The sequence below is a fragment of the Micromonospora sp. NPDC050980 genome (genome assembly GCF_040653835.1).
Taxonomy (GTDB): Bacteria; Actinomycetota; Actinomycetes; order Mycobacteriales; family Micromonosporaceae; genus Micromonospora.
Map to the genome: position 1 here is coordinate 746,820 of NZ_JBFAGS010000001.1, position 23,222 is coordinate 770,041.

Here is a 23,222-nt window from a genome sequence, read left to right on the forward strand (position 1 = left end):
ACGAAAGGCAGGCTCAGCGCGAATGATCACGAAGCTTCTCGTGGCGAACCGGGGGGAGATCGCCCGCCGGGTCTTCGCCACCTGCCGGGCGCTCGGCGTGGCGACGGTGGCCGTGCACTCCGACGCGGACGCCGACGCGCCGTTCGTCGCCGAGGCCGACCAGGCGGTCCGGCTGCCGGGGAACACGCCGGCCGAGACGTACCTGCGCATCGACCTGCTCCTGGACGCGGCCCGGCGGGCCGGCGCGGACGCGGTCCACCCCGGCTACGGGTTCCTCGCCGAGAACGCCGAGTTCGCGGCGGCGGTGACCGACGCCGGCCTGACCTGGGTGGGACCACCGGCCAAGGCGATCGCCGCGATGGGCGACAAGATGGCGGCCAAGGCACTGCTCGCCGACGCGGGCGTGCCGATGCTGCCCACCTGGACCGACCCCGGGCAGGTCACCGACTTCCCGGTGCTGGTGAAGGCCAGCGCGGGTGGCGGTGGCCGGGGCATGCGGGTGGTCCGCGACGCGGCCGGGCTGGCCGAGGCCGTGGCGGGCGCGGGCCGCGAGGCGGCGGCGGCGTTCGGCGACGGCACGGTCTTCATCGAGCGGTACGTCGAGCGCGGCCGGCACGTCGAGGTGCAGATCTTCGGTGACACCCACGGCACGGTGGTGGCGCTCGGCGTGCGCGACTGTTCGATCCAGCGCCGGCACCAGAAGATCGTCGAGGAGGCGCCCGGGGTGCTGCCCGACGGGGTGCGCGAGCGGCTGCACTCCGCGGCGGTGGCGGCCGGGCGGGCGGTCGACTACGTGGGCGCGGGCACGGTGGAGTTCCTGCTCGCGCCGGACGGTCAGGTGCACTTCCTGGAGATGAACACCCGTCTCCAGGTGGAGCACCCGGTCACCGAGGCGACCACCGGGCTGGATCTGGTCCGGCTGCAACTGCTGGTGGCCGAGGGCGAGCCGTTGCCGGTCACCGGCACGCCGACCCCGGACGGCTACGCCATCGAGGTGCGGCTCTGCGCCGAGGAACCGGCCCAGGGCTTCCGTCCGGCCACCGGCACGCTGCACCGGTTCGTGATCCCCGGGGTGGTGGTCGAGTTCGGGCTGGCGCGCGGGCTGCGTCTGGACTCGGGCGTGGTGGACGGCTCGACGGTGAGCGTGCACTACGACTCGATGCTGGCCAAGGTGGTCGCCTGGGCGCCTACCCGCGCCGAGGCGGCCCGTGCCCTGGCCGGCGCGCTGGCCCGGGCCGAGCTGCACGGCGTCGCCACCAACCGGGACCTGCTGGTCCGGGTGCTGCGCAGCGGCGAGTTCGCCGCCGCCGATGTGGACACCGGCTTCCTGGACCGGCATCCGGAGGTCTTCGAGCCGCTGCTGCCGCCCGGGCAGCTTCCACTGGCCGCGTTGGCGGCGGCGTTGGCCGGTGCCGCCGCGCGCCGGGCCGCCGCGCCGGTGCTCGGCGGGCTGCCGTCGGGCTGGCGCAACGTGCCCGCCGTCCCGCAGGTCACCCGCTTCACCGACATCGAGATCAGCTACCGCCTCACCCGCACCAACACCCTCGCCGAGTGGGAAAGCAGAGGCCCCTTCTTAACGCCTGGAGTAGAGCAGGGGCCCCCGCTCAACACCGACACGCCAACGGTGGAGCTGGTGACGGCCGAGCCGGAGCGGGTGGTGCTCGACGTCGACGGGGTGCGGCGCGCGTTCCGCGTACACCGGGTGGGGTCGTCGGTCTTCGTGGACGGCCCCGACGGGGCGGCGAGCCTCACCGAGCTGCCCCGGCTGCCCCGGCCCACCGCGGCGCTGGCCGCCGGGTCGCTGCTCGCGCCGCTGCCCGGCGCGGTGACCCGGGTGCACGTCGAGGTCGGCCAGCGGGTCGCCGCCGGTGACCTGCTGTTGACGCTGGAAGCGATGAAGCTCGAACATCCCGTGCTCGCCCCGGCCGACGGCGTGGTGGCGGAGCTGCCGGTGCCGCCCGGCGGCCAGGTGGAGACGGGCGCGGTACTGGCCGTGGTCGACCCCGAGGAGGACCCGCAGTGAACTTCGACCTCACCGAAGAGCAGGACCAGCTCCGCGACGCCGTGCGGGCGCTGGGCCGCCGGTACGGCCACGACTACTTCGTGGCGAAGGCCAAGGCCGGTGAGCACACCACCGAGCTGTGGCACGAGGCCGGCCGGCTCGGCTACCTCGGCGTCAACATCCCCACCGAGTACGGCGGCGGGGGCGGCGGCATCACCGAGCTGGCGCTGGTCTGCGAGGAACTCGCCGCGGCGGGCTGCCCGCTGCTGCTGCTCGTCGTCTCCCCCGCCATCGCCGCCACGGTCATCCACAAGCACGGCACGGAGGAACAGCGCAAGCGGCACCTGCCCGGCCTCGCCGACGGCTCCCGGAAGATCGTCTTCGCGATCACCGAGCCGGACGCCGGCTCGAACTTCCACCGGCTCGGCACGGTGGCCCGCCGCGACGGCGACGACTGGCTGCTCACCGGCCGCAAGGTCTACATCTCCGGCGTGGACGAGGCCGACCACGTGCTGGTGGTGGCCAGGACCGAGGACGCCTCCACCGGCAAGCTGAAGCCGGCGTTGTTCATCGTGCCGACCGACGCGCCCGGGCTGGAGAAGGCCAAGCTGGACATGGAGATCCTGTCCCCGGAGAACCAGTTCCTGCTCTACCTCGACGACGTCCGGCTGCCCGCCGACGCGCTGGTCGGCGAGTCGCTGGACGCCGGCCTGCCGGCGCTGTTCGCCGGTCTCAACCCGGAGCGCATCACGGTCGCCGCGATGGGCGCCGGCACCGGCCGGTACGCGATCGAGAAGGCGTCCGACTACACCGCCACCCGCAAGGTCTGGGGCGGCCGGTCGATCGGCTCGCACCAGGGCGTGGCGCACCCGCTCGCGCACGCGGCCGTGCAGGTGGAGCTGGCCCGCCTGATGATCCAGAAGGCGGCGGCGCTCTACGACGCCGGCCGCGACCTGGAGGCCGGCGTCTCCGGCAACATGGCCAAGTACGCTGCCGGCGAGGCCGCCGCGCTCGCCGTGGACACCGCCGTCCAGGCGCTCGGCGGGGCCGGCATGACCACCGAGTACGGCGTGGCGACGCTGCTCGGTGCGGTGCGCGCCGGTCGGATCGCCCCGGTCAGCCGGGAGATGATCCTCAACTTCGTCGCCCAGCACGTCCTCGCCCAGGACAAGTCCTACTGACCGCCGTTCCCGCGGCGAGTGGAACGCCATGGGTGTCAAAACGGGCTGGAGACACCCATGACGTTCCACCCCCGCTCGTCTCCCGCGTCAACCGGTTCCGGCGTACACCGCTGCGCGCGCTGACCCCGGACCAACTCGGCAGTTACCTGTCCAACCCGGGCACCTGGGGCGACGGGACCGAACTGTCGCACCTGACGCCCCGGCTGCTCACCACGTACGCCGCCGGCGAGCTGACCGACTGGTGGTGGCCGTCGAACGGCATCCGCCGGATCGGCGCGCAGTGGGCGGGCTGGACGCCCGCCGAGCGGGACGCGGTCGAGGACTTCCTCCGCGCTTGGTGGCGGTGGACGTTGACGTCGTGGCCGTCCGTGCAGCCGGCGGAGGACGTGCTGGACGCGGTGGCCGCACTGGGGCTAAGCCTCGGCCCGTACCTGGCGGGCTTCGCCGCGCTGCCGGGAGAGGCGCCCACCCGGCACCTGGCGGAAGTGGTGCGATGGGCGGTGCCGGACGAGCTAGTCGAGGCGGCGGACCTGGCCGACCTGCTCCGCGGCAAGGCCAGACGACGTAACGATTTCTTCTCGATCGATGCTTCTCGCCATCCGATGTGGAGCGGCTAGTGACGGGAAGCCGTCCCGGGCCGGCGGTTGACACGCCGACGTGCTGGGCCATGCTTGTCGGGTGAGTTCGTTCCCGAGGTCGAATGCGCGGACGAAGGCCGTCGTCGCGTCCGTGGCGGCGCTGGCCGCGCTGGTGACGCTGGTCGTCTGGCGGCCACCCGGCATCCTGTCGGTCGTGCTGGCCCTGATCTGCGTCGTGCTCGGCATGGTCGCCGGCGTGACGATCACCTCCGCCCGGCAGGCCGGTGGCGGCGAGGCGGCCCCGCGGGCCCAGGGCTGGCCCGCCGTCGACCCCGGATACGGGGTGGACGCCGACACGCTCGAGGCGATCGACCCGCGCGCGGTGCGCAACCTGCGCACCCCGGCGGGGCATCCGGTCGACGCGGACACGTTGGAGACGCTCGACCCGAGGTCGGTGCGGCAGCAGCAGCGGGCCGGGAACGGGATCAGCGACCGGTGAGGGTGGGCCCGGCGAGCGCGTTCACGCCCTGCCCGGCCAGGCAACGGTAGGTGCGGTCGGGCTCGCTCGCGGCCGGCGGCAGCACCTCCAGGTTCCACCCGTTCGCCGGCTCGACACCGCTGACCAGCCGAAGCGTGCCGACGTTGCAGACCTTGCGGACGGCCGGGTCGGCGGCGACCGCGTCGTGTGCCGCCCCGGCGAGCGCGGCCGGCAGGTCGCCCGCGGCGTAGGTCTCCCAGGTGTGCCGCCCGTCGCAGGGCACCCGGCTCGCCTCGGCCCGGTCGCCCCGCAGCCGCACCGGGCCGTAGCACTCCAACTCGGACCCACAGCGTGCGCCGGCCGGGAGCCGCACCTCCTCGGACGCGCAGCCGGGCAGCGGCGTCGCCCCGGCCACGCCGGTGGCCAGCACGGTCGGCGTCACCTCGGGCGACGACGCGCCGGCCAGCCAGGCGCCGCCGGCGGCGGAGGCGGCCAGCGCGAGCACGCCGGCCCCGCCGAGGAACCAGCGCCTCGGCCAGCGCCGGCTCCGCGCCGGCCCGGCCGGGTGCGCGTCCTCCGCGGGCGGGCGGGGGGTCGGACCGCCGGTGCGGCCGTACGGGCCGCCGCCGAACCCGCCGCCCACCGGGGCGTCCGGGTCGAGCGGGAGCGCGGCGAGCAGGCCGCGCAGCTCCACCGCGGAGGGACGCTCACCCGGGTCGTTGGACATGCCCAGGCGCAGCACGTCGATCAGTTCCTCGGGCACCCCGGGCAGGCCGGGGATCGGGTGCTGGAACATCTCCAGCACGGTGACCAGGCTCGGGTTGCGCTCGGCCTGCCAGCGCGGCGGCCGGCCGTGCATCACCGCGTAGAGCGTGGCGCACAGCGCGTAGACGTCGACGGCCGGGCTGGGCGGGCTGTGGTTGAACATCTCCGGCGGCGCGTACGCCGGGGTGAGCACCTCCAGCGTGACCGAGGCGTCGCGCACCTCGGCCAGCACCGCCAGCCCGAAGTCGGCAAGCACCGCCGAGTTGAACTCGGAGTGCAGGATGTTTGCCGGTTTGACGTCGCGGTGCAGCACGCCGGCCGCGTGCGAGTGGGCCAGCGCGTCGGCGATCTTCACGCCGAGGTCGCGGGTCTCCAGCGGCCCCAGCGGCGAGGTGCGCATCCGCTCCGCGTAGGAGCCGTCGCAGAGTTCCATGATCAGATAGGGGTGCTGGTCGACGGTGACCCCGACGTCGAAGAGGTCGACCACGTGCGGGTGCGACGACATCCGGCCGGCGGCCCGCGCCTCGCGCAGGAACCGGGCCTGGTCGCGCTCGCTGGCCAGCGTCCGGTTCTCGACCTTGACGGCCACCTCCCGCCCCACCGAGATCTGAGTCGCCCGGTAGACGGTGGCGTAGCCGCCCCGGGCGAAGACCTTCAGATCGGTCAGACCGGGCACGATGGGCAGCCGCAGGGCGCCGGGCGGGGTCTCGGTCACGGCTCGAAAATACCCAACGGTCCCGGTCGGTCAGCGCGCCGCGTCGGAGGTCGGCACCGGCACGGAGTCGCCCGAGCCGGCCGGGCCGGACGGACCGGCGGTCGCCCGGCGCGCGTCCCACCACAGGCCGGCGGCGGTCGCCAGCGCGCCCAGCCCCTCCCACGCGGCCACCCCGAAGAACCGCCCGGGCGCCACGTCAGAGAGCACCGCGATGGTGAACACGGTGAACGTGACCAGGCGGAACCAGACCGTGAAGCGGTAGAACGGCCGCCACTCGGTGGCGACCGCGAGCAGGTAGTAGACGCCCATGTTGAACGAGGCCATCGAGGAGGCGGTGAGGAACGTGCCGGTGTAGTCGCCCGGCGCGCGGCCGGCCGGCACCTCGAAGCCGAGCAGGCGCAGCTGCGTCTCCGGCCAGATCAGGCCCAGCGCGCCGAGCAGCAGCGCCAACAGCCCGAAGACCGCGATCGTCCAGCCGGCGCCGGAGCGCGGCAGCCTCATCGTCCCTCCCCATGCACGCCCGCCACGGTGCCCGCCCGCGCGCACCGCCGCCCCACGCTAACCGGCCCCACCGACTCACACATCCCCGGAACCGGCAGAACCGGAACCGCTCAGCCCGCGGCGAGGCGGGCCCGCAGCGCGTCCGCGGCGGCCCGCTCGCTGCGCTGCTCGGTGGCGTACGCCAGGCGCACCGCCTCCTCGGCACTGGCCAGCGCCTCCGCCGGACGGCCGCACGCGGCCAGCGCCTCGGCCAGCACCAGCCGCGCCACCACCTGGCTGCGGACGTCCTCGGCCGGGGCGGAGATCGCCCGCTGCGCCCAGTCCAGCGCCTGCTCGCGCTGGCCGTGGGCGAGCAACGCGCTGGCGTAGCGGGCCATCGTCTGGCGGCGGGAGAACAGCAACGACGGCGCGTTGGCCGCCCCGGTCGCCACCGGGGCGAGCAGCCCCACCGCGGTCCCCGGGTCCCCGGCCGCGACCCGGGCCATGGCCAGCAGGACCCGCGGCGCGACCTGGGCGGGCGCCTGCGGGTTGTGCGGTTCCACGCTGGTCAGCACCGCGCGTGCCTCCCGCTCGGCGGTCTCGCAGTCGCCCATGTCCAGCGCGACGAAGCCGCGCAGCGTGCCGGCCATCCCGGTGAGCAGCGGATGGTCGGTGCGGTCGGCGTATTCCAGCGCGTCGGTGAACAGGTCGGCGGCGTGCTCCGGCTCGCCCAGCCCGCGCGCCACCACGCCCCGCACCACGAGCGCGAAGCCCTGCCCCCAGTCGTCACCCACCTCCGCGAAGTCTCGGTACGCGCGCCGCGCCGCCCGGTCCGCCTCGGCCAGGTCACCCAGCTCGGCGGTGGCGTACGCCTCGACCGCGCGCAGCGTGCCCACCGCCCACGCCTCGCCGACCCGCTCCCCGAACGGCAGGAACACCCGTGCCAGCCGGCACGCCTCCCGCAGCCGGCCGGCGAGCAGCCGGGCGAACGCGGTGGTGCCGCGCAGCCAGGCCCGCCCGTACGGGTCCTTCAGCTCGGCGAAGAGCCGGGCGGCCCGGCCGAGCACCGCGTCGGTGCCGGCGAAGTCACCCCGGGTGGTGGTCACCCAGGCCAGGTTCTGCAACGACCACGCCTGCCCGCGCGGATCCCGCGCGGCGAGGCTGACCTGATAGGAGGCGGCCAGCCGGCTGCTCGCCTGCCCCAGCCGGCCGGCGATGAAGTCGGCCATGCCGAGCCGGCGCATCGCCGAGCCGCGCACGGTGGGCAGGTCGGCGTCGGTGGCGACCTGCAACGCCTCCTGATAGCTGTGTTCGGCCCGTTCGGCGTCGCCCAGGGTCTGCTGGGCCTGCCCGGCGAGCAGCAGCGCGGCGGCCCGGATGGCCGGTTCGCCGGCGTTCGCGGCGATCTTCTCGGCGGACGCGAGCGCGTCGGCCGGACGCCCGATCTGGAGCAGCGCCCGCGCGTGCACCACCCGGTCGGCCGGCGGCACCGCGCCCCGGGCCAGCTCGGTCGCGCGCTCGGCGTACTCCACGGCCAGCGTCGACTCGCCGAGCCGCAGCGACCGACGGGCGGCCCGGCCCAGCGCGGCCACGCCCAGGCCGGCTACCGCCCGGGCCGGCGCGTCCGGGCGCAGCTTCACCGCGTCGGCAAGCGCGGTCGCCCGCTCGACGTGCTCGGCGACGAAGTCGTCCCGGGCCGCCTCGGTGAACCCGCCGGCCGGCGCGCCCGCCTCGGCCACGCTCTCCGGCGCGGCCCAGCGGGCCAGCGCGGCGTGCCGCTCGGCCAGCTCAGCCTTGCTCACCCCGGCGTACGCGGCCTCCCGCATCAGCGGGGTGGCGAACGCGAAGCCGGTGCGGGTGCGATGCAGCATCCGGCGTTGCAGCAGCTCCTCGACGGCCCGGTCCAGCTCGACCGCGGCCACCGCGGCAGGCCGCCCGTCCCACCCGAGCCGCTGCTCGCGCAGCGCCTCCAGCGCGCCCTCGCCCACGGTGTCGCCGACGACGGCCGCGTCGCGCAGCACCGAACGGGCGTCCGGCGGCAGCGCGTCGATCCGCGCCGCCAGGACGGCGGCCAGGTCCCGGGAGAGCAGCCGGCTGCCCAGCGAGCCGGGGGCCAGCCGCCAGGCCACGTCCGCGCCGCGCCCCGGGCCGGCGGTCAGCGCCCCGCGCTCCATCAGCAATGTGACCAGTTCGGCCAGGTAGAACGGGTTGCCCTGGGCGGTGGCGAGCAGCCGGTCGGCGTCGGCCTGGGGCAGCCGCCCGCCGGCCAGATAGCTGGTGAGCAGCCGGGCCGCGTCCGCGCCGCGCAACGGCGGCAGCGCGTACACCTCGGCGTCCGCCAGCCGGGTCAGCGCCCCGGCGGTCCGCACCAGTTCGGGGCGACCGAGCAACAGCACCAGCACCGGCCCGGAGAGCCGGTTGAGGGTCAGCGCGAGCGCCTTGACCGTCTCGCCGGTGGCGTCGTGCAGGTCGTCCACCACGATCACCATCGGCGCCTCGCCAGCGAGCGCGCTGAGCAGGTCCGCTACCGCGTTCGGCACCGCCTCGGCGTCCGGTGCCGGGCCGGCGGCGTTCCACTCGACGCTGTCCACGGCGGGCGGCAGTTCGGCGTACCCGAGCAGGGCCAGGAGCTGGTCCACGGCGATCGGCGGCGGGTCGCCGGGAAGCCGGGCGAGGCGCTGGCCGAGCCGGCGCAGCCGCTCCTCGACGGCCGCCCGGGTGACCGCGGTGGCCGCGTCGGAGGGCAGGCCGACGGCGGCGCGGACCAGGTCGGCCAGGGGCGCCAGCCGGCGGCGCTCGCCGAAGGCGGCGCAGCGGACCGACAGCACCCGGGCCCCGGTGTGCGCCGCGTACCGGCCGGCGCCGACGTCGTAGCCGGCGGCGAGGCGTTCCACCTCGGCGGCGAAGCGGGACTTGCCGATGCCCGCCTCGGCGGTCATCAGCAACACCCGGGGCACCCCCCGGTCGATCACCTCGGCGAGCCGGCCGGCGACCCGGCCGATTTCGGTCTCCCGGCCCACGTAGGGCGCCTCGTCGCCGAGACCGGACCGGGTGCCGGGCGCGTCCAGCAGGCCCAGCAGCTCGTACGCCTCGACCGGCTCGCGCTTGCCCTTGAGCCGCAGCGGGCGCAGCGCCCGCCAGGAGGCGACGCGCCGGGTCGCGGTGGAGGTGCGCGCCCCGGCGTAGATCGCGCCGACGGCGGCGGCGTCGGCGAGCCGCGCGGCGGTGTTCACCGTGTCGCCGATGACCGTGTATTCGATGGCGGCCTGGATGCCGGCGATGACGTCCCCGGTGTTCAGCCCGACCCGCAGGCCCAGCGGCGCGCCGCCGCCCCGCTCGTCGTCGAGCACCCGGCGGACGGCCCGCTGCATGGACAGCGCCGCCCGCACCGCCCGCTCGGCGTCGTCCTCGTGCGCCACCGGCGCGCCGAAGACCGCCATGATCCCGTCGCCGGTGAGCTTGTCGACGTGCCCGCCGAACGTCTTGACCGCGCCGGCCAGGGCGGCGAGCACCCGGTCGGTGACCGCGCCGACCCGCTCCGGGTCGAGATCCTCCGACCAGGAGGTGAATTCGGAGAGGTCGCCGAAGAGCACGGTGACCACCCGGCGCTCGGCGGCCGGCAGGGTGGCCGCGGCCGGCAGCGCCGCACCGCAGTTGTGGCAGAACCGCGCGCCGGGCACGGCGACGGTCCCGCAGACCGGGCAGGTCACGGCTGCTCCACTCCGAGGTGTTCGAGCTGGGCGCGCACCGACCACTCGGCCGCCCACCACAGCGACCGGTCGACGTCGGCGTAGACCACGGCGACCACCTCGGGCGCGGTGGTGGCGCCGGCGGCCACGGCGGCGCGCACCTGGTCGAGCCGGGCCCGCCGGTGGGCCAGGTAGAACTCGGCCGCCGCGCCGCAGTCGGCAAGCGCCGGGCCGTGGCCCGGCAGGGCCGGGACCCCGCGGTACGTCGCCAGCAGTGCCAGGCTCGACAGATAGTCGCCGAGGTGCCCGTCCGGGTGGGCGACCACTGTGGTGCCCCGGCCGAGGATGGTGTCGCCGGTCAGCACCACCCGCTCGCCGGCGTGCTCGACCAGGAGGCAGACCGAGTCGGCGGTGTGCCCGGGGGTGCGCAGCAGCCGGATGCCCAGCGCCCCGTCGAGCCGGGTGTCGTCGGCCAGCGGCGGTCCGCCGGCGGTGTGCGCGGGGTCGGCGGCGAGCACGGGCACGCCGCCGAGCAGCTCACGCAGCCGGGGAGCACCCTCGGTGTGGTCCGGGTGCCCGTGCGTGATCAGCACGAGACCGACCGGCCCGTGCGCGGCGATCGCGGCCAGGTGCGTCTCGTCGGCCGGCCCCGGGTCGACCACCACGGCCGGCGCGTCCGGGGCGGCCCGCAGCACCCACGTGTTGGTCCCGTCGAGCGTCATCGGCCCCGGGTTGGGCGCCCGCACCAGCGTCACCCACCCCGGCAACTCCTCCGCGAGCGCCCCTGCGGCCCCGGTCACACGCCCACCCATGGCAGCGATCGTACGACCCCGCCCGCCATCCCCCGCGATCTTGCGGTTCCGGCCCCCGGGGTTTGTCCTCGTTCGGGGTTTGTGCCGGGGTGCGACCCGCAAGATCGCGGGGACGGTGCGTCAGGCGACCTCGAGGATCAGCTCGACCTCGACCGGGGCGTCGAGGGGCAGCTCGGCCACCCCGACGGCGCTGCGGGCGTGCCGCCCGGCCTCGCCGAAGACGGCACCGAGCAGGTCGGAAGCGCCGTTGATCACGGCGGGCTGGCCGGTGAAGCCGGTCGCGCTGGCCACGAAGCCGGTCAGCTTCACGATCTTGACGACGTTCTCCAGACCGACCAGCGCGTCGACCGCGGCGAGCGCGTTCAGCGCGCACCGCTGCGCCAGGTCCTTGGCCTGCTCGGCGGAGACGCCGTTGCCGACCTTGCCGGTGGCGAGCAGCTTGCCGTCGGCCATCGGAAGCTGACCCGAGACGTAGACGTGCTGCCCGGACTGGACGGCCGGCACGTAGCTGGCCACCGGCGGCACCACCTCGGGCAGCTCGAGACCGAGTTCCGCGAGCTTCGCGTGGGGTCCGTTGCTCATCTGGTCAGCCCTTCGGGCGCTTCAGGTACGCGACGAGCTGCTCCGGGTTCGGCCCGGGCACCACGGAGACCAGCTCCCAGCCGTCCTCACCCCAGTTGTCGAGGATCTGCTTGGTCGCGTGGACCAGCAGCGGCACCGTGGCGTATTCCCACTTCTGCATCGACGAAGGCTCCCTTGCCTGGCTCGGACTTCAATCAGGCACAGCCTACGGTCCGGCCACCTCAGCCGGTCGCGGGACGCTGGTCCGGCGCGGGCGGCTCGCCGCAGGGGCCCAGGTGCTCGTAGCGCTGCGGGCAGCGGCTGCGGTCGGCCAGCAGCAGGTCGCAGAAGACCCGGTGCCTGTTGTTCTGGTCGTCCGCGGTGGAGACGGTGGTCTCCCCGGCGTCCAGCTCGACCAGGAAGCCCAGCGAGGTGGCGACGATGCTGGCGAGCGCGGTGGCCGCCGCCAGGTCGGGCACTCGCACCGGCAGGTGGATGACGTAGCCGGGCTCCTCCTCGTCCCGACCACGGCTGGCCGGCCGGGCCAGCGTGCGGACCACTTCGCCTCCGGGGCGGTAGGAACGCTCGTTGAACGGCGTGCCCGCACCCGGGCCGTCAGCGTCACCGGGCCGCGCGGCCCGGTCGCCGGGGGGAAACTGGGCTCGGGAAATGTTCTCCGCGTCGCGCATCCACTGCCTCCGGGCGTTCATCACCTGTTCGGGAACACACCTGTGGTCCGGAGTCCCCCGGTCCGGCCACCGTGTCGCGACGAACGTAGGACGCGGCCACCGATTCGACAACGGGACGCGCACGTCTGGTCACGTTGAGTCACATATGCGACACATTGCTGGTCCGGAACGCGATGGCGCTCGTCCGCACGGCGAGCCGACCATGCGGGGCTGGCAAGCGGCCCGCCGACCGCTACCCTTCCGGACTGGGCGGGCGCTGCCGCTCGCCCACCACCTCGACCCCGCGCCCGTCGCCTGGGGCGGCGACTGGCGCACCGCAAACCGGGGGAGACCGATGACCCAACCGCCCGCCGGCGACGCCACCGGCACGCCGGGCGACCCGATCCCGCAACCGGCGTCCCCGGGAGGCCCGCCGCCGTTCGGGCCCACCCAGCCACCACCCGGCTCCGCCGCGCCGGGGCCGGACCATCCGCCGCCCGCCACCATGCCATCGGCGGGCGACGGCCAATCCGCATACCCGCCGGCGCCGCCGACCCGCAAGCGGCGGTCGCTGCTGATCGCCTCGATCGTGCTGGCCGCGGCGGTGCTGCTCTGCGGCGGTGGCGGCACGGCCGCCGTCCTCGCCCTGCGCGCCGGCGAGGACGGCCAGGGCGCGAAGGAGCCGCAGGTGGCGGTGGACGGCTTCGTCAAGGCCGTCTACCAGGACCGGGACGCCGAGAAGGCGGCCACGTTCGTCTGCTCCGCGGCACGCGACGAGGAAAAGATCGCCGCCAAGGTCGCCGAGGTGCAGAAGCACGCCGGCCAGTACCAGAACCCGCGGTTCCGCTGGACCAACCCGACGGTCGACAACCAGACCGGGGACCGGGCCACCGTCTCCACCCGGGTCACCATGACCACCGCCGACGAGAAGGTCGCCGACCAGGAACTGCGCTTCACCGTGGTGCGGAAGACGGGTTGGTGGGTCTGCGAGGTCGCCTGATCCCACCGGCCGGACCGGGCTGGTCCCGACGGCTGGTTAGGCTCGACGGGTGGCAGCGAGTGAGCAGCCGGCCGATTCCGCCGGCAGATGGCGAGGCCGCCTGCACGTGGTGACCGGCAAGGGCGGCACGGGCAAGACGAGCGTGGCCGCCGCGCTGGCCCTCGGGCTGGCCGCCGGGGGGCGGCGCACCCTGCTGGTCGAGGTCGAGGGGCGGCAGGGCATCGCCCAGCTCTTCGACACCGACCCGCTGCCCTACGAGGAGCGGCACCTCACGGACGCCCCGGGCGGCGGTGAGGTGCGGGCCCTGGCGGTCGACGCCGAGGAGGCACTCCTCGAATATCTGGACATGTTCTACAAGCTCGGCGCCGCGGGTCGGGCGCTGCGCAAGCTCGGCGCGATCGACTTCGCCACCACGATCGCGCCGGGCCTGCGCGACGTGCTGCTCACCGGCAAGGTCAAGGAGGCCACCACCCGCACCGTCGGCGCCCGCCGGGCGTACGACGCGGTGGTGCTGGACGCCCCGCCGACCGGGCGGATCGGCCGCTTCCTCAACGTCACGGCGGAGACCGCCCGGCTGGCGAAGGTCGGCCCGATCAAGACCCAGAGCGAGGGCGTCTCCGCGCTGCTGCGCTCGCCGATGACCTCCGTGCACGTGGTGACGCTGCTGGAGGAGATGCCGGTCCAGGAGACGCTCGACGCGGTGGCCGACCTCACCCAGTTGGGCTTTCCGGTCGGCCGGGTGATCGTCAACGGCGTCCGCCCGCCGGTGCCGGCCGGCCGCGCGGTGACCGCGGCCGAGCTGAAGCGGGGGTTGGCCGCCGCCGGGCTGCCCACCGACGCCCGGACCGTGGCCGGCCTCGCCGAGGAGGCGCGCGACCAGCGGGTACGCCGTGAGCTTGAGGATTCGCTCCGCGGCGACCTGGTGGAGCTGGGGCGGCCCCTGACCGAGCTGCCGCTGCTGCCCGACGGGGTCGACCGGGCGGGGTTGGCGACGCTGGCCGAGGCGCTCGTCCGGGCGGATTGACTCACACCTGCGGCCGGCAGGAGCAGAGAGCCCCTCGGGACCGATACGCTCGATTGGTGCCTTCCGAAGACGCGGCGCCTCCGCTGGACGTCGACCAGATCCTCGCCGACCCGGGCGTGCGGATCGTGGTCTGCTGCGGCGCGGGCGGTGTGGGCAAGACGACCACCGCCGCGGCGCTGGCGCTGCGGGCAGCCGAGCGGCACGGCCGGCGGACGGTGGTGCTCACCATCGACCCGGCCCGCCGGTTGGCCCAGTCGCTCGGCCTGACCGAGCTGGACAACACGCCCCGCCAGGTCAAGGGCATCGACGTGGAGGCCAGCGGCGGCGAGCTGCACGCCATGATGCTCGACATGAAGCGCACGTTCGACGACGTGGTGCTCCAGCACACCGACCCGGCGAAGGCCGCGGAGATCTTCGCCAATCCGTTCTACCAGGCCATGAGTTCCACCTTCGCCGGCACCCAGGAATACATGGCGATGGAGAAGCTGGGCCAGTTGCACGCCCGGGGCGACTGGGACCTGATCGTGGTGGACACCCCGCCGTCGCGTTCCGCGCTCGACTTCCTCGACGCGCCGGCGCGGCTGTCCCGGTTCCTCGACGGCCGGATGCTGCGGCTGCTGCTGGCCCCGGCGCGCAGCGGCGGACGGAGCATGTTCAGTCTGGTCACGGCGAGTTTCGGGATGTTCTCCAAGGTGGTGCAGAAGGTGCTCGGCGCGCAACTGCTCACCGACCTGTCCGGCTTCGTCGCCGCGCTCGACTCGATGTTCGGCGGGTTCCGGCAGCGGGCCGAGCAGACATACCGGATCCTGCAGGCCGGGGAGACGGCGTTCCTGCTGGTCGCGGCGCCGGAGCCGGATGCGGTCCGGGAGGCGGCCTACTTCGCCGGCCGGCTGCGTGACGAGCGGATGCCGCTGGCCGGGCTGGTGCTCAACCGGGTCCACCGGCCGGGCGCGCCGGGGCTGTCCGCGCAGCGGAGCCTGGCCGCGGCGGAGCGGCTGGCGGAGTCCGGCGGGCACGAGGGCACCGTCGAGGTGCTGCGCGCGCATGCCGCGCTGGCCCAGCAGGCGGACCGCGAGCAGCGGGTGGCGGCCCGGTTCACCGAGGCGTTCCCGGCGGTGCCGGCCGTGTCGGTGACGGCGCAGCCCGCCGACGTGCACGACGTCGACGGGCTGCGGACGATCGGCGAGGCGATCAGCCGGCGGTGACGGTCAGGTCGCGGTGGTGACCAGCACCTTGTCCTTGCCGGCCTTCTCCTTGGCGTTCTTCTTCATGGCCGCCTCAAACATCTTGCGCCAGCTGGTCACCTGCGGGTGGCGACGCAGCAGCGCCCGGCGTTCGCGTTCGGTCATGCCTCCCCACACGCCGAACTCGATCCGGTTGTCGAGCGCGTCGGCCAGGCACTCGTACCGAACTGGGCAGCTCCGGCAGATCCTCTTCGCCACGTTCTGTTCGGCGCCTTGGACGAACAACGCGTCCGGGTCCCCGTTCTGACACGCCGCCAGCGACGGCCAGTCAGTGATCATGCCCATCTGTACACGTCCCCCCTTGCAGTACCTACCGACTTCGCGCGAGCAGCCCCCGAACTTCCCCCCGGTCGTCCGGCCGGCCTCCCCAGGGCGGCATGGACGACGTGTGACTGCGATCGCCGTCACCCATCATGCTGTGTAGTCACCCGATTACGCAACGTTGTCGGCGAAATCCATCGTTCCGGACATTCCCGGCTTCCCGGGCCATCGCCGCCGTCTACCCCGCTCCGGTACGGAGAAACGCGGTCGTTTGCAGGAACTTCCGTGGATCTCACGCAACCCGCCACCCGGGCTCGTGCGTTTAGCACAACGAGGCCGGCGCGTGATGGAAATGGGGAAAGTTCCCCGTGCGCCCGCCGTTCCCTGCTCGCGTACCCTGTCGAGGTGACCTGGATGCGGAAACGTGATCACAACGTCTTGACCAACGCCGCATCGCTGCTGATCTGTGGCCTGTTGGCCGGCGTGGTGGTCGCCGCGGCGGCCTTCCCCGCGGTGGCGATGTCCGGACTTGCCGCCAAGGCGGGCGCCGAGACATTCGGCGCGCTGCCCAAGGAACTGACGGTGGCCCGGGCCCCGCAGATCACCTACGTGCTCGCCTCCGACGGCAAGACGCCGCTGGCCACCATGTATGACGAGAACCGCAAGGACGTCAAGTTCAAGGACATCTCGCCGTACATGCGCAAGGCCATCATCGCGGCCGAGGACCACGACTTCTACAAGCACAACGGCGTCGACCTCAACGGCATCGCCCGGGCGTTCGTCAACAACCAGTCCGCCGGCTCGTCGCGGCAGGGCGCGTCGACGCTCACCATGCAGTACGTCCGGCTGGCCATCTCCTACTCGGCCACCCACCCGGCCGACGTGGTCGCCGCCACCGAGGACACCAGCGCCCGCAAGCTGCGCGAGATGAGCCTGGCGCTCCAGGTCGACAAGGAACTCTCCAAGGACGAGATCCTGGAGCGCTACCTGAACATCGCCGCGTTCGGCAACGGCGCCTACGGCATCTTCGCCGCCAGCAAGGTCTACTTCGGCAAGCTGCCGAGCAAGCTCGACATCCAGGAGTCGGCGATGCTCGCCGGCATGGTGAAGGCGCCTACCGCGTTCGACCCGACCACCAAGGCCGGCTACCCGGAGGCGGTCGGGCGGCGCGACTACGTCATCCAGAACATGGTGCAGATCGGCGCGATCACCCAGGCCGAGGCGGACGCCGCCAAGAAGATCAAGCTTGAGGTCGAGGACAAGCGCACGCCGAACGGCTGCACCCAGGCCAACACCAACTCCTGGGGCTTCTTCTGCGACTACTTCTACCGCTGGTGGCTCCAGCAGGAGACGTTCGGCGGCACCTCGTACGACCGGGAGCGGCGGCTGAAGAGCGGCGGCTACACCATCGTCACCAGCATGGACGTGCAGGCGCAGAAGGCCGCCGACAAGGCCGTCCGCAACCATCTGAGCGAGAGCAGCAAGGCGGCCCGGATGGTGGCCGTGATCGAGCCCGGCAGCGGCCGGGTCCGAGCCGTCGCGGTGAACCGCAAGTTCAAGATCGACGACCCGAAGAATCCGCAGAACAAGATCTCCAGCGATCCGAAGAAGGCCAAGAAGAAGATCCGGGGCAACTACCCGAACACGGTGAACCCGCTGGTCACCGGCGGCCCCGGCATCTCCGGCTACCAGGCCGGCTCGACCTTCAAGATCTTCACGTTGGTGGCCGCGCTGGAGAAGGGCTACCCGCTCAGCTACACCATCAACGCGCCGCAGCAGTTCAAGTCCGACTACCCGGTCGAGTTCAACTCCCCGGCCGCCTGCAAGGGCACCAACAAGTACTGCCCGACCAACGCCAGCAAGTCGATGGCCGGCACGCACACCATGTGGAGCGGCTTCAGCTTCTCGGTAAACACGTTCTTCATCGACCTCCAGCAGCGGGTCGGCGCGGAGAACGCGGTAAAGGCGGCGCAGAAGCTGGGCATCAACTTCCGCTCGTCGGAGGATGCCAAGCTCGCCGCCAACCCGCACCAGTGGGGCGCGTTCAGCCTCGGCGTCTCGCAGACCACCCCGCTCGAGCTGGCCAACGCGTACGCCACGCTGGCCGCCGACGGGAAATACTGCGAGCCGATCCCGGTGCAGGAGATCCGCGGACCGGACGGCAACAAGCTCGACATCGCCAACCCGCACTGCGAGCAGCGGGTCAGCACCGAGGTGGCGCGCGCCGCAGTGGACGCGGCCCGCTGCCCGGTCGGCGACCACTCCGACACGTCGAAGTGCGGCCCCTCCGCCACCGCAGGCAACGTCCGCGGCATCGTCAAGGCACCCGTCGCCGGCAAGTCCGGCACCACCGACAGCGACAAGACGTCCGCCCTGGTCGCCATGACCAAGCAGTACGCGGTGGCCGGCATCATGGCCGACCCGGACTGGGCCCAGACCAACCAGAAGATGGGCCACGACGTCAAGAACGGCATCAACCCGGCGGTCTACGAGACGCTGCGGGACGCCATGAAGGGCAAGAAACGGGAGGACTTCACCCCGCCCTCCGGCAAGATCGTTATGGGCGACCAGCGCTCGATCCCCGGCGTGAAGTGCCAGTCCGTGGACACCGCCAAGTCGCGGATCAAGGGCGCCGGCTTCGAGCCGGTGGTGTCCAGCAACAAGGTGCCGTCGGAGTGCCCGGCGGGCACCGCGGCCGGCACCAGCCCGGACGGGCGCACCATCAAGGGCGGCGTGGTCCTGATCGAGGTCAGCTCCGGCCAGGGCGGGCCGAAACCCGGCGACGCCACCGGACCCGCCAACCCGCCCAACCCGGGCAACGGCCGGCCGGGACGCCGCGGCTGACCGGAGAGCGACGACGACGGGCGGGCACCCCCAGCGGGTGCCCGCCCGTTCCGTTCCCGTCCGGCGATCAGAGGCCGAGCTGGCGGCGTACCTCGGCGGCGACCCGGCCCCCCTCGGCCCGGCCGGCCACCGCGGCCTGGGCCGCCTTCATGGCCAGGCCCATCTGCGCCTTGCCGGTGAAGCCGCCCGCGGCGAGCGCCCCCGAGACCAGCTCGGCCAGCTCGTCGTCGGGGAGCTGCTTAGGCAGGTAGCGCTCCAGCACCTCACCCTCGGCGGTCTCCTTGCCGGCCTGCTCGGCGCGCCCGGCGTCGGCGAACGCGGTGGCCGCCTCGCGCCGCTTCTTCGCCTCCTTGGTCAGCACCGCGAGCACCTCGTCGTCGCTCAGCTCGCGCTTCTCGCGACCGGCGACCTCCGCGTTGCCGACGGCCGCGAGGGCCATCCGCAGCGTGGAGGTGGTCAACTCGTCGCGGGCCTTGAGGGCGGCGCGCATGTCGGTGGTGAGACGGTCCTTCAGCGTGCTCATGAACGGTGAAACTACCCTGAACACCATGCGAAAGCGCACACTATTCCGGCTCGCGGCCGGCACCGTCGTCGCCGGCGCGGCGACCCTGGCCTACGCGTCGCTCGTCGAGCGCAACCTGTTCACCCTCCGCCGCTACGACGTTCCGGTGCTCCCCACCGACGCCGAGCCGCTGCGGGTGCTGCACCTGTCGGACCTGCACATGATGCCCAACCAGCGCCGCAAGCAGGACTGGGTGGCCTCGCTGGCCGCGCTCGACCCGGACCTGGTGGTGGTCACCGGCGACAACATGGCCGACCCGGAGGCGGTGCCCGGCGTGCTGCGGGCCCTCCAGCCGCTGCTCGACCTGCCCGGCGCGTTCGTGTTCGGCTCCAACGACTACACCGGCCCGGTCATCAAGAACCCGTTCACCTACTTCCTGCCCAAGCGGGAGTACGCCGAGGGCGTGCCGCTGCCGTACGAGGAGCTGCGCGGCATCCTCATCGGCGCGGGCTGGGCGGACCTGAACAACGCCCGCACCTCGATCAAGGCCGGCGGTCGAGAGATCGAACTGGTCGGTGTGGACGATCCGCACGTCGAACGCGACGACTACGACGCGGTGGCCGGGCCGGTCGGCGACTCCACCGCACTGTCGATCGCCGTGACCCACTCACCGGAGCCGGCCGTGCTGGACCGGATGGCCGCCGACGGCTTCGGGCTGCTGCTGGCCGGACACACCCACGGCGGGCAGGTCTGCGTGCCCGGCTACGGCGCACTGGTGACCAACTGCGGGCTGCCCCGGTCGATGGCGCGCGGCCTGCACCGCTGGCCCGGCTCGGACTCCTGGCTGCACGTCTCCGCCGGGCTGGGCACCCACCCCACCGCGCCGATCCGCTTCGCCTGCCCGCCCGAGGCGAGCATCCTGACCCTGATCTCCCGCTGACGCTATTTTCGTCGATCTTGGTGCGGGGCCGCCCCTCCGGGTGCCTTTCCGCACCAAGATCGAGGCGTCGCGTGTGGTGGGGGTACCGAGTTTGACCTCGGAGGCGGGTGGGCTACTATTTGTCGGCACGCCTCGGGGTGTGGCGCAGCTTGGTAGCGCGCTTCGTTCGGGACGAAGAGGTCGTCGGTTCGAATCCGGCCACCCCGACCGAGGTCAGGGGCCACTCTCCATCGATGAGAGTGGCCCCTGATGCATTCGTACAGCAGTCGAGTACAGCGCCGCCGCGCGAGTCACCGCCGGCCGTGGTGGGGATGCGGCGCGGAGTGTGCGGGGCCGCCCCCAAAGGTCAAGGGCGCTTCGCGTCGCTGCGCGACGGCCGTGCGGGCCGCCCTTGACCCCGGAGCCTCTGCGACCCCTCAGGCCGGCTGTTGCCGGCAGGCCAGGGGCCTGCCTGGGTGTGCCACGCGCCGCATCCCCACCACGGCCTCGTCGGCAAGGCGCGGACCTGGCCCGCTTCGTCAAGACTGTCTTGACCGCGAACTTCTCAGGGCGTCCCTCTGTTCACCTCTGTAACGCTGCGCGCGGTGGCGGCACCAGCTTGTCAAGCTGTCGCTCCAGACTCAGCGGATCCGCGAAGAACTCAACATCACCCACCTGGGCCAGTTCGCTCACGATCTCAGTCGGCCAGTCGGCCCGAGCGCCGTCGAGAGCGGCGATTCGGTTCTCCTTAGGCACATCCGACAGGTCGAAGATGTAGTAGCAGTGCTCTGCCGCCTGGTCACGATCTCGTGAGCTGACGGCCTGGACATAGGCGGAGCGATCGTGGCTAGAAACACGAAGCGTGACCTGGCGCTTTCGGCCGGATCGTAGAGCCAGGGGTGCCTCTCGCTGAACCTGGCGGCTGCCCTCTGCCCAGCTCTTGACGCGCTCTACTACGCGGTCGGGGAATCTAGTCAGCGTCTGGCGTACCGCGAGCCAGCGGAGTTGCTCTGTGCGCATGGATGCCTGAGCAACATCCAGCACCATCCGTCCGAGTTCGTCAGCAACGCCGAAGGTCGCAAGCTCCCCCGGTGCGGCATTGACTCCGCTGAGGCCGACGCTTCGTACAGTCTCTGCGAATGCCTCTGCGGGACGTCCGGCACTCACGTTGACACCTGCCATGGCGAGCTGGGTGGCAGCAACGGCGCGGTCTGATACCCGAAACCCAGAACCCATGGGCTCCACCAGAATCCGGACCACGTCGCCATCACCGTACGTGAGCGGTAGGTCGACTAGGAGTCCGTCGCCGTAGGGTCGGACAACGGTCTGGTCGTTGATCGTGCGTAGGATCGCGCCCACGGTGGCTGCTGAGTCCATGGTTCCCCTCCTCACGGCTCTGACCAGGCGAAATCGGACGCCATCTCGATGAAGCACTCGTTCGCGAACGCTTCAAGGATCGCACGGTACGTACCCGGAGCGACCCTGGGTTGAAGCGGAACTTCGGGAATATCTGTGGGCTCGTAGGCACCTTCGTCGGAGGACCCGGGCTCTACGCGATGCTTGTGAGTGCCGGTGATCGGGCGATGGGGAACGTTGACGCACAGACGGCGAGCTGAAAACCTGTCGCGACCAGCGCCGACGAGGTACTGAAGCTTCGGTTCGCTGGGTGCCAGGGGATTCACCACCAGGCGCAGCAGGCACGGACTTAGGACTGCCAGCGCGGTACGAACGCGGACGATGCCCTCTTTGCTGGACCCCTGGCCTCGGGTGGCGGTCCAGGTGATACCACCAACCGTAACGGCCCGAGCAAGGGGCGAGAGCAACGCTCCGACGTTCGCGGCGGTGATGAGAGGCGAGGTCTGTCGACTCATCGGGCCATTTACCTGGCCCGCAAGCCCAGAAGCCGGACCTTCTGCCGTGAACACGCCATACGTCGCTCCCTCGGCGGTAGGGGATTGAGCTACCAGAATGTAGGTAGCAGACTAGTTACGCCGAGCAAATCCTCAACCGTCCGTAAGGGTAGAGCTGCCCCCTGACGTCCTCGCATGACGCTGGTCCTTGATGGCAAGGCCCCGGACCGGTCGGGCGCGTCAATTGTTGGCATCGGACGTCACCAGGCCGTCGGAGGCCGATCGCGAGCGACCAACGACGACCACTGGTGACGACGTCTGCCCGGGGTAGGCGGAAGGGGCCTCTCACGCTCGTACCCAGAACTGCCAGTCGTCAGGTGCAGGCGGCCACGACGGATCGGGACGCCAGCCCTGGGGTGGAACCCAACCTGCGGGCGGAGGCGGCCATCCCCGCGGAACCACGAACCGCCATTGCTGCATTGGGGCAACATCGCGCCCGGGGCTCTCTGCGGTCGCCTGCTGTGCTGACCGGGCTCCTTCAGCCGCTGGTGGCGCATCCAACCACGCATCAGTCAGGGAACTGGCCTTGCACACGTTCAGCGTGACGTCGGCCTTGACCCGGTTGCCCTTCAGGACTGCACGGGCGGCCGTCAACATGCCGAGTTCCGAGAGGTGGGCGAGCACCGGCAACATCTCGGCTGACGTCGCCGGGCTCAAGGTGCCAGCGGGCTCCCCGTTGACTCGAACCTCTACCAGCGTTCGCGTCGATCGAGCCCGCTGCTGCTCAACCTGGTGCAACGTCACATAGATCCAGCACTCGCCCTGCGGGCTCACCAGCTGAGCCAAATGAGTCATGTGCTTCTCTTCGCCCGTCACTTGGACGATGCGGCCTTGGGGAAGCATCACGTGCAAATCGGCTGGCGGCATGTTCGCTGGAACGATCATGTGCGGGTCAGCGAGGTCCAGGGTCACCGATCCCACGAACTTGGGCCGGCGTCGACCGTCCCAGTCTTCCTCTTCCCGTCCCCAGATGCGGGCTCGGACCTGGGGGATCCAGCCCTGGTTGACGAGCGCCGTGAGGGCCGGCGAGTAAACCTTGGCCTGGTCTTTGGGCAGATACCCAAGGGTTTGCCCGCCATAGACGACCTTGACGGCGTGCGGGTCGAAGCGGTTGGTGGGCTCCGGGCTGAGGTGCACATCCTTCTCTACCTCAGACCCGTACTGCTTGAAGTCCGCGCCGAGTGCCGCTCGAATCTCCTTGGCGTAGTTGGACTCGCCTACGACCTCCTGGCTGCACCACCCTCGCTGGCCCCACAGGTCAAATGGTCGGATCATTGGCGGAGGCTACCGCCCCCGACCGAGCCCTCGTCAGCCCAGAGCCGCAAAAGTGTCAGGTATTCGACACCCCGTAGCCGAGACGTCAGACAGCGAGGCAGCAGAGAGGCGCGGAACGTCGATGCCTGGGTCGGAGGTGTGACCATAGCCGGGCTGCCAGCCATGCTGTCGACAGCAACGCTGACAGCAACCGCCCCAGACGGCCGCACGCTGGCGGAGCCAGGGGTACGGACGAAGTTTCGAGCTTGCGGCCGTTCCCGCACAACAAGTACAGACGCGGTGCACAGAGCTTGCAAGCGAGAGGTTCAGACGTC

The 23,222-nt window shown here is 72.4% G+C and carries 21 protein-coding genes and 1 tRNA gene; 10 read left to right on the forward strand and 12 right to left on the reverse strand.

All coding sequences use genetic code 11. The features are described 5' to 3' along the window. Positions 1 to 22: 22 nt before the first annotated feature. From AB0H28_RS03655 to AB0H28_RS03670, 4 genes are all read left to right on the forward strand, one after another. Positions 23 to 2,023: a biotin carboxylase N-terminal domain-containing protein gene (locus AB0H28_RS03655; protein ID WP_358033598.1), complete on the forward strand. Its 2,001-nt coding sequence runs from the start codon at positions 23 to 25 to the stop codon at positions 2,021 to 2,023. Continuing rightward, positions 2,020 to 3,183 carry an acyl-CoA dehydrogenase gene (locus AB0H28_RS03660; RefSeq protein ID WP_358033601.1) on the forward strand — a complete coding sequence of 388 codons (1,164 nt, stop codon included), beginning with the start codon at positions 2,020 to 2,022 and terminating at the stop codon, positions 3,181 to 3,183. Before AB0H28_RS03655 ends, AB0H28_RS03660 begins: the two co-directional genes overlap by 4 nt. Positions 3,184 to 3,215: 32 nt before the next feature. Then, a complete protein-coding gene (locus AB0H28_RS03665) occupies positions 3,216 to 3,800 on the forward strand; it encodes a hypothetical protein (RefSeq protein ID WP_358033603.1) in 585 nt (194 codons plus the stop codon). A 61-nt stretch (positions 3,801 to 3,861) separates the two neighbouring features. Beyond that, entirely contained in the window at positions 3,862 to 4,260 is a 399-nt protein-coding gene (locus tag AB0H28_RS03670; RefSeq protein WP_358033605.1) for a hypothetical protein, read from the forward strand. Here the strand turns inward: AB0H28_RS03670 and AB0H28_RS03675 are convergent. The 7 genes from AB0H28_RS03675 to AB0H28_RS03705 form a co-directional block, all read right to left on the reverse strand. After that, positions 4,247 to 5,719 (reverse strand): serine/threonine-protein kinase, encoded by a 1,473-nt coding sequence (locus AB0H28_RS03675; protein WP_358033608.1) that lies wholly within the window; start codon positions 5,717 to 5,719, stop codon positions 4,247 to 4,249. The genes AB0H28_RS03670 and AB0H28_RS03675 overlap by 14 nt on opposite strands. A 30-nt stretch (positions 5,720 to 5,749) precedes the next feature. Continuing rightward, on the reverse strand, positions 5,750 to 6,220 hold the full coding sequence (locus tag AB0H28_RS03680; protein ID WP_358033610.1) for a hypothetical protein: 471 nt from the start codon (positions 6,218 to 6,220) through the stop codon (positions 5,750 to 5,752). Positions 6,221 to 6,330: 110 nt separating this feature from the next. Continuing rightward, complete coding sequence (locus AB0H28_RS03685; RefSeq protein ID WP_358033612.1) at positions 6,331 to 9,909, reverse strand: adenylate/guanylate cyclase domain-containing protein; 3,579 nt, start codon at positions 9,907 to 9,909, stop codon at positions 6,331 to 6,333. Then, the gene (locus tag AB0H28_RS03690) at positions 9,906 to 10,700 is read right to left on the reverse strand and encodes an MBL fold metallo-hydrolase (RefSeq protein WP_358033614.1); all 795 of its coding nucleotides are present in this window, start codon (positions 10,698 to 10,700) and stop codon (positions 9,906 to 9,908) included. The genes AB0H28_RS03685 and AB0H28_RS03690 overlap by 4 nt, the downstream gene beginning before the upstream one ends. Before the next feature lie 120 nt (positions 10,701 to 10,820). Beyond that, on the reverse strand, positions 10,821 to 11,282 hold the full coding sequence (locus AB0H28_RS03695) for a RidA family protein (protein WP_358033618.1): 462 nt from the start codon (positions 11,280 to 11,282) through the stop codon (positions 10,821 to 10,823). Positions 11,283 to 11,286: 4 nt separating this feature from the next. After that, complete coding sequence (locus AB0H28_RS03700) at positions 11,287 to 11,442, reverse strand: DUF4177 domain-containing protein (protein WP_013289021.1); 156 nt, start codon at positions 11,440 to 11,442, stop codon at positions 11,287 to 11,289. A gap of 61 nt (positions 11,443 to 11,503) precedes the next feature. Then, complete coding sequence (locus AB0H28_RS03705) at positions 11,504 to 11,950, reverse strand: hypothetical protein (RefSeq protein ID WP_358033621.1); 447 nt, start codon at positions 11,948 to 11,950, stop codon at positions 11,504 to 11,506. A 334-nt stretch (positions 11,951 to 12,284) separates the two neighbouring features. Between AB0H28_RS03705 and AB0H28_RS03710 the strand changes: the two genes are divergently transcribed. The 3 genes from AB0H28_RS03710 to AB0H28_RS03720 are packed head-to-tail and all read left to right on the forward strand — an operon-like array spanning position 12,285 to position 15,158. Continuing rightward, positions 12,285 to 12,929 (forward strand): hypothetical protein, encoded by a 645-nt coding sequence (locus AB0H28_RS03710; protein ID WP_358033623.1) that lies wholly within the window; start codon positions 12,285 to 12,287, stop codon positions 12,927 to 12,929. Between the two features lie 49 nt (positions 12,930 to 12,978). Next, positions 12,979 to 13,953 (forward strand): ArsA-related P-loop ATPase, encoded by a 975-nt coding sequence (locus tag AB0H28_RS03715; protein WP_358033626.1) that lies wholly within the window; start codon positions 12,979 to 12,981, stop codon positions 13,951 to 13,953. A gap of 53 nt (positions 13,954 to 14,006) precedes the next feature. Continuing rightward, positions 14,007 to 15,158, forward strand: coding sequence for an ArsA-related P-loop ATPase (locus AB0H28_RS03720; protein ID WP_358033629.1), 1,152 nt, complete (start codon positions 14,007 to 14,009; stop codon positions 15,156 to 15,158). A 3-nt stretch (positions 15,159 to 15,161) separates the two neighbouring features. On the opposite strand, the gene AB0H28_RS03725 is transcribed toward AB0H28_RS03720, so the two are convergent. Beyond that, a complete protein-coding gene (locus AB0H28_RS03725; protein ID WP_043327856.1) occupies positions 15,162 to 15,482 on the reverse strand; it encodes a WhiB family transcriptional regulator in 321 nt (106 codons plus the stop codon). Positions 15,483 to 15,872: 390 nt separating this feature from the next. Here AB0H28_RS03725 and AB0H28_RS03730 point away from each other — a divergent pair, with 390 nt between their 5' ends. Continuing rightward, positions 15,873 to 18,302, forward strand: coding sequence for a transglycosylase domain-containing protein (locus tag AB0H28_RS03730; protein ID WP_358033632.1), 2,430 nt, complete (start codon positions 15,873 to 15,875; stop codon positions 18,300 to 18,302). A gap of 67 nt (positions 18,303 to 18,369) precedes the next feature. Here the strand turns inward: AB0H28_RS03730 and AB0H28_RS03735 are convergent, their stop codons facing one another. Continuing rightward, on the reverse strand, positions 18,370 to 18,825 hold the full coding sequence (locus tag AB0H28_RS03735; protein WP_358033635.1) for a GatB/YqeY domain-containing protein: 456 nt from the start codon (positions 18,823 to 18,825) through the stop codon (positions 18,370 to 18,372). A gap of 25 nt (positions 18,826 to 18,850) precedes the next feature. Between AB0H28_RS03735 and AB0H28_RS03740 the strand changes: the two genes are divergently transcribed. Beyond that, the gene (locus AB0H28_RS03740) at positions 18,851 to 19,744 is read left to right on the forward strand and encodes a metallophosphoesterase (RefSeq protein ID WP_358033637.1); all 894 of its coding nucleotides are present in this window, start codon (positions 18,851 to 18,853) and stop codon (positions 19,742 to 19,744) included. A gap of 133 nt (positions 19,745 to 19,877) precedes the next feature. Beyond that, a tRNA-Pro gene (locus AB0H28_RS03745) sits at positions 19,878 to 19,951 on the forward strand. Between the two features lie 354 nt (positions 19,952 to 20,305). Here the strand turns inward: AB0H28_RS03745 and AB0H28_RS03750 are convergent. From AB0H28_RS03750 to AB0H28_RS03760, 3 genes are all read right to left on the reverse strand, one after another. Next, entirely contained in the window at positions 20,306 to 21,100 is a 795-nt protein-coding gene (locus AB0H28_RS03750; RefSeq protein ID WP_358033639.1) for a hypothetical protein, read from the reverse strand. Between the two features lie 11 nt (positions 21,101 to 21,111). Beyond that, entirely contained in the window at positions 21,112 to 21,594 is a 483-nt protein-coding gene (locus AB0H28_RS03755; protein ID WP_358033642.1) for a hypothetical protein, read from the reverse strand. A gap of 324 nt (positions 21,595 to 21,918) precedes the next feature. Then, complete coding sequence (locus tag AB0H28_RS03760; protein ID WP_358033644.1) at positions 21,919 to 22,908, reverse strand: HIRAN domain-containing protein; 990 nt, start codon at positions 22,906 to 22,908, stop codon at positions 21,919 to 21,921. Positions 22,909 to 23,222 lie beyond the last annotated feature (314 nt).